This is a genomic window from Pseudomonas sp. 05N434, from assembly GCF_056396965.1.
Genome location: NZ_JBFTMK010000336.1, coordinates 1 through 5,574, shown reverse-complemented (window position 1 = coordinate 5,574; position 5,574 = coordinate 1). Strand labels below are relative to the sequence as shown.

Sequence of the window (5,574 nt, the reverse complement as noted above, 5' to 3'; positions counted from 1 at the left end):
GCCGGCTCCTACAAAAGCAGTACCCCAACACATTCGAGATTAAGAAGACCAGCATGCGCACATTGACGATTGAACCGCTGACCAAAGAAGCCTTCGCCCCTTTCGGTGACGTGATCGAAACCGACGGCAGCGATCACTTCATGATCAACAACGGTTCGACCATGCGCTTCCACAAACTGGCGACGGTGGAAACCGCCACGCCAGAGGACAAGGCGATCATCAGCATCTTCCGCGCCGACGCGCAGGACATGCCGCTGACGGTACGCATGCTGGAGCGCCATCCGCTGGGCAGTCAGGCGTTCATTCCGCTGCTCGGCAACCCCTTTCTGATCGTGGTCGCGCCACTTGGCGATGCACCTGTATCAGGCTTGGTCCGCGCCTTCGTCACCAACGGCAGGCAGGGCATTAATTACCATCGCGGCGTCTGGCACCACCCGGTGCTGACGATCGAAAAGCGGGATGACTTCCTGGTGGTTGATCGCAGTGGCACAGGCAATAACTGCGATGAGCATTTTTTCCAAGAGGATGAGTGTTTGATCCTCGCCCCCCACCAATAAGAGAAGGTCTGATCACTCGACAACAAGGGTGACAGGCGAGAGGTAAAGACTGTGGAAGCACATCTGTTGGAATGGCTGAACCTGAGCGTGCGCTGGGTTCACATGATCACTGGCGTGGCCTGGATCGGCGCGTCGTTCTATTTCGTCTGGCTGGAAAACAACCTCAATCGGGTCAACCCGAAAAACGGCCTGGCGGGCGATTTGTGGGCAATCCATGGCGGCGGTATCTACCACCTGGAAAAATACAAACTGGCTCCACCGACCATGCCGGACAACCTGCACTGGTTCAAATGGGAAGCCTATTTCACTTGGTTGTCGGGGATCGCGCTGCTGTGCGTGGTGTTCTACTCCAACCCGACGCTGTACCTGCTGGCACCGGGCAGCACCCTGAGCGGCCCTGAAGGCGTGGCCATCGGCCTCGGCTCGTTGTTCATCAGCTGGTTCATCTACTCCTTCCTCTGCGACTCGGCCCTGGGCAAACGCCCTGCCCTGCTCGRCTTTATTCTGTTCGTGCTGATCATCGGCGCCGCCTACGGTTTCAGCAAAGTGTTCAGCGGTCGTGGCGCGTACCTGCACGTCGGCGCGATCATCGGCACCATCATGGTCGGCAACGTGTTCCGCATCATCATGCCGGCCCAGCGCGCACTGGTGGCGGCGATCGCCGAAAACCGCACGCCCGATCCGGCGCTGCCGGCCAAAGGTTTGCTGCGTTCGCGGCACAACAACTACTTCACCTTGCCGGTGCTGTTCATCATGATCAGCAACCACTTCCCGAGCACCTACGGCAGCCAATACAACTGGCTGATCCTGGCCGGGATCGCGGTGCTGGCGGTGTTGGTGCGTCACTACTTCAACACCCGTCACGACAGCCACAAATTCGCCTGGACCCTGCCCGTTGCGGCGGTCGGCATGATTTGCCTGGCCTACGTGACCGGCCCGGCGCCGATGTCCAGCGCACCTGAAGTGGCCAAGGCTCCTGGGACCATCGAGTACCAGCCGCTGCCGGAAACCGCCCTCGGCGGTGGTGCCAAACCTGAAGCGGCGAAACCTGATGCGCCTGCCGCTGCACCGGCCCAAGCCTCGAATCAGGGCCCGACGTTCGACAAGGTTCACAGCGTCATTCAGGAACGTTGTGCGGTCTGTCACTCGGCCAAACCCACCAGCCCGCTGTTCAGTGCCGCACCGGCCGGCGTGATGTTCGATACGCCAGAACAGATCCGCCAAAACGCTGCCCGCATCCAGGCTCAAGCGGTCACCAGCCAGATCATGCCACTGGGCAACATCACCCAGATGACCCAGCAGGAACGTGACCTGATCGGCGCGTGGATTGTTCAGGGAGCTCCGACCCATTAATCGTTGAAAAGCTTCGCGGGCAAGTCGGATCGCCGCCCGCTCGCTCCTACAAGGTCAACAYAATCCCTGTAGGAGCGAGGCTTGCCCGCGAACGGCCGCACTGCGGTCCCCCTGATACAAAAATCACAAGAATAAAAAAGATCCGAGGTGTTGCATGTCCGAGCTATCCGAAGCGCGCATCCCCGACGCACCCGCCATTCAACGTTTACCCCTTGTGCAACTGATTCTGGTCGGTCTGCAACACGTTCTGCTGATGTACGGCGGCGCCATTGCAGTGCCGCTGATCATCGGGCAGGCCGCCGGCCTGAACCGTGAAGAAATCGCCTTCCTGATCAACGCCGACCTGCTGGTAGCCGGCATTGCCACCATCGTCCAGTCGCTGGGCATCGGCCCGATGGRCATCCGCATGCCGGTGATGATGGGCGCCAGTTTCGCCGCGGTCGGCAGCATGGTGGCCATGGCCGGCATGCCCGGCATCGGCCTGCAAGGGATTTTCGGCGCGACCATTGCCGCCGGTTTCTTCGGCATGCTCATCGCACCGTTCATGTCCAAGGTCGTGCGCTTCTTCCCGCCGCTGGTGACCGGCACTGTCATCACCTCGATCGGTTTATCGCTGTTCCCCGTAGCCGTGAACTGGGCCGGTGGCGGTGCTGGCGCAGCCCAATTCGGTTCGCCTGTCTACCTGGCCATCGCCGCACTGGTGTTGGCCACCATTCTGCTGGTCCACCGCTTCATGCGCGGATTCTGGGTCAACATCTCGGTGCTGATCGGCATGTGCCTGGGTTACGCGATTTGCGGCGTGATCGGCATGGTCGACCTCAGCGGCATGGACCAGGCGCCGTGGCTGCAAATCGTCACCCCGCTGCATTTCGGCATGCCGAAATTCGAGCTCGCACCGATTCTGTCCATGTGCCTGGTGGTGGTAATCATCTTCGTCGAGTCCACCGGGATGTTCCTCGCGCTGGGCAAAATCACCGGCCAGGACGTCACGCCGCGGATGCTGCGTCGCGGCTTGCTGTGCGATGCCGGTGCTTCGTTTTTCGCCGGTTTCTTCAACACCTTCACCCACTCCTCATTCGCTCAGAACATCGGCCTGGTACAAATGACCGGCGTACGTTGCCGCTCGGTGACCATCGTCGCCGGTGGCTTACTGATCGTGCTGAGCCTGCTGCCCAAAGCCGCGTTCCTGGTGGCATCGATACCTCCGGCGGTACTCGGCGGCGCGGCGATTGCGATGTTCGGCATGGTCGCCGCCACCGGGATCAAGATTCTCCAGGAGGCCGACATCGGTGACCGGCGCAACCAGTTGCTGGTGGCGGTGAGTATCGGCATGGGGCTGATCCCGGTGGTGCGCCCGGAATTCTTCGCCCATCTGCCGATGTGGATGAGCCCGATCACCCACAGCGGCATCGCCATGGCCACGCTTAGCGCCCTGGCATTGAACCTGTTGTTCAACATCCTCGGCGGTCACGAACGCGCAGCCGTCAACGACTGCCACGCCCACACGCACTGACACAGTACAAAGCACACACCCTGTGGCGAGTTCCCACAGGGGTGGCTGCCTGCACCTCAAACAATAAAAACAAGAGGGAGCAACAGATGATTCGTACCCAGACAAGTCTGTCGTTCAGCAATGCCCCACACCTGTCGCCAGTGCTCTGTTGCGGGGCACTTGAGACCTGGCCAAGGAGTCAGTATTCTCCGCGGCCGCCCGAATCCGGTCTAAAAAAAAGCCCGGATTTAATTCCTGACCGGAAAGCCAACTTACCCCGGCTCCGGGCAGTATCAAGGCTTCCCGAAAAGACGCTCAATCGACTGTTTTAGAACAGCCGAACGGGCATTTTTTGGCTTTTTGAAAGCCTTGGCTCAGCTCTTGCTAACAGCACCAAAGCTGACCGAATGGATGATTTTTTACAGCAGCAAGAAAAGGCGCCACACCAGAGCGCCGACCTTAGAAAAATAACGTGGAACCACCTACTTTTTGGGAGCAACCGAATGAAACGTACGTGCACCAGTCTGATGCTCGCGGGATCCTTGCTGGCCGGGGGCCAGGCCATGGCCGGCGACTTGCTGCAATGGCAGAACAACAGCCTGACCTACCTCTATGGCAAGGACTTCCAGGTCAACCCGCGCATTCAGCAAACGGTCACTTTCGAGCACGCCGATGCATGGAAATACGGCGACAACTTCATGTTCGTCGACAAGATTTTCTACAACGGCAAGGACGACCCCGGCGTCGGTTCGAACACCTACTACGGCGAAATCAGCCCGCGCTTGTCGTTTGGCAAAATCTTCGACCAGAAACTGGAGTTCGGCCCGGTCAAGGACGTGCTGCTGGCCATGACGTACGAGTTCGGTGAAGGCGATACCGAGTCTTACCTGATCGGTCCGGGTTTCGACCTGGCGATTCCTGGTTTCGACTACTTCCAGCTGAACTTCTACCAGCGTCACACCGAAGGCAGCCGCCCGGGTGACAACGTCTGGCAGATCACCCCGGTCTGGTCCTACACCATTCCGGTGGGCGATTCGAACATCCTGATCGATGGCTTCATGGACTGGGTGGTCGACAACGACAAGAACAGCAAAGGCACCTACCACGCCAACCTGCACTTCAACCCGCAGATCAAATACGACTTGGGCAAAGCGCTGAACATTGGCGAGAAGCAGTTGTATGTGGGTGTCGAGTACGACTATTGGTCGGACAAGTACGGGATCAGGGACAGTCAGTACTTCAAGACCGATCAGAGCAACACGAGCTTGCTGGTGAAGTTCCACTTCTGATCGTAAAAGCTTCGCGGGCAAGGCTTGCCCGCGATTGCCACACCACAAACCTCAAGCCGGAACCGCAGGCTCCACCAACCCCAGAAACCGGCACAGCTCATCGCGCTTGGCCAACGCATCGCGCCGCCCCAGATCAATCAATTCGCTGCAATACCCCGCCTCGAACAGCAGATAACTCAGCACCCCTGCCCCGCTGGTCTTGGTCGCCCCCGGCCCGCGTAAAAACAGACGCAAGGCTGCCGGCAGTTCCTGGCGATGCCGCGCGGCAATTTCATCGATCGGCTGACTCGGTGAAATCACCAACACATCCACTGGCGCCGCTCCCAATGCACGACTCGAGATGCCATCGGGCAGCAGATGGCTGAACTGGTTCAGACGCTGCAACAACTCGATGTCACTTTCCAGGCTGTCAATGAACGTACTGTTGAGCAGGTGCCCACCGACTTGCGCCAGGGTCGGCTGCTGACCGGTGTAGGCACGTTGCAGCGGCTGTTGCGGATCGATCCCGCGCGGGTTGCCGCTGACGCCCACCACCAGCACGCGACTGGCGCCCAGGTGCAGGGCCGGGCTGATCGGTGCCGATTGACGCACCGCGCCATCGCCGAAATATTCTTCGCCGATTTTTACCGGTGCGAACAGCAATGGAATCGCGGAACTGGCGAGCAGATGGTCGACAGTCAGTTGGGTCGGCACGCCGACTCGCCGATGGCGCAACCAGGATTCGATGGTGCCGCCGCCCTGATAAAACGTGACGGCCTGGCCGGACTCGTAGCCGAACGCTGTAACCGCTACGGCCCGCAATTGCTTTTGCGCAATCGCTTCAGCAATCCCGGGCATGTGCAGTTTGTGATTAAGCAAGCGGCGCAGCGGCGAACTGTTAAGC

General features: G+C 59.6%; 5 protein-coding genes. 4 read left to right on the top strand and 1 reads right to left on the bottom strand.

All coding sequences use genetic code 11. The annotated features are described in order from the left end of the window. Positions 1–53 precede the first annotated feature (53 nt). The 4 genes from AC1DLB_RS19805 (at position 54) to AC1DLB_RS19790 (ending at position 4,691) form a co-directional block, all read left to right on the top strand. On the top strand, positions 54–557 hold the full coding sequence (locus AC1DLB_RS19805) for an ureidoglycolate lyase (RefSeq protein WP_018925187.1): 504 nt from the start codon (positions 54–56) through the stop codon (positions 555–557). Positions 558–608: 51 nt separating this feature from the next. Further along, the gene (locus tag AC1DLB_RS19800) at positions 609–1,910 is read left to right on the top strand and encodes a urate hydroxylase PuuD (protein WP_477785490.1); all 1,302 of its coding nucleotides are present in this window, start codon (positions 609–611) and stop codon (positions 1,908–1,910) included. 154 nt (positions 1,911–2,064) lie between these two features. Beyond that, positions 2,065–3,423 carry a nucleobase:cation symporter-2 family protein gene (locus tag AC1DLB_RS19795; protein ID WP_477785489.1) on the top strand — a complete coding sequence of 453 codons (1,359 nt, stop codon included), beginning with the start codon at positions 2,065–2,067 and terminating at the stop codon, positions 3,421–3,423. A 482-nt stretch (positions 3,424–3,905) separates the two neighbouring features. Then, complete coding sequence (locus tag AC1DLB_RS19790) at positions 3,906–4,691, top strand: outer membrane protein OmpK (protein ID WP_018925184.1); 786 nt, start codon at positions 3,906–3,908, stop codon at positions 4,689–4,691. A gap of 51 nt (positions 4,692–4,742) precedes the next feature. Here AC1DLB_RS19790 and AC1DLB_RS19785 read toward each other — a convergent pair. Beyond that, a partial coding sequence (locus tag AC1DLB_RS19785; protein ID WP_477785488.1) for a patatin-like phospholipase family protein occupies positions 4,743–5,574 on the bottom strand: 832 nt, incomplete at its 5' end.

Excerpts from the sequence above, each read along its gene's own strand:
- AC1DLB_RS19790 (WP_018925184.1), top strand. The coding sequence starts at position 3,906 with ATGAAACGTACGTGCACCAGTCTGATGCTCGCGGGATCCTTGCTGGCC.
- AC1DLB_RS19805 (WP_018925187.1), top strand. The coding sequence starts at position 54 with ATGCGCACATTGACGATTGAACCGCTGACCAAAGAAGCCTTCGCCCCT.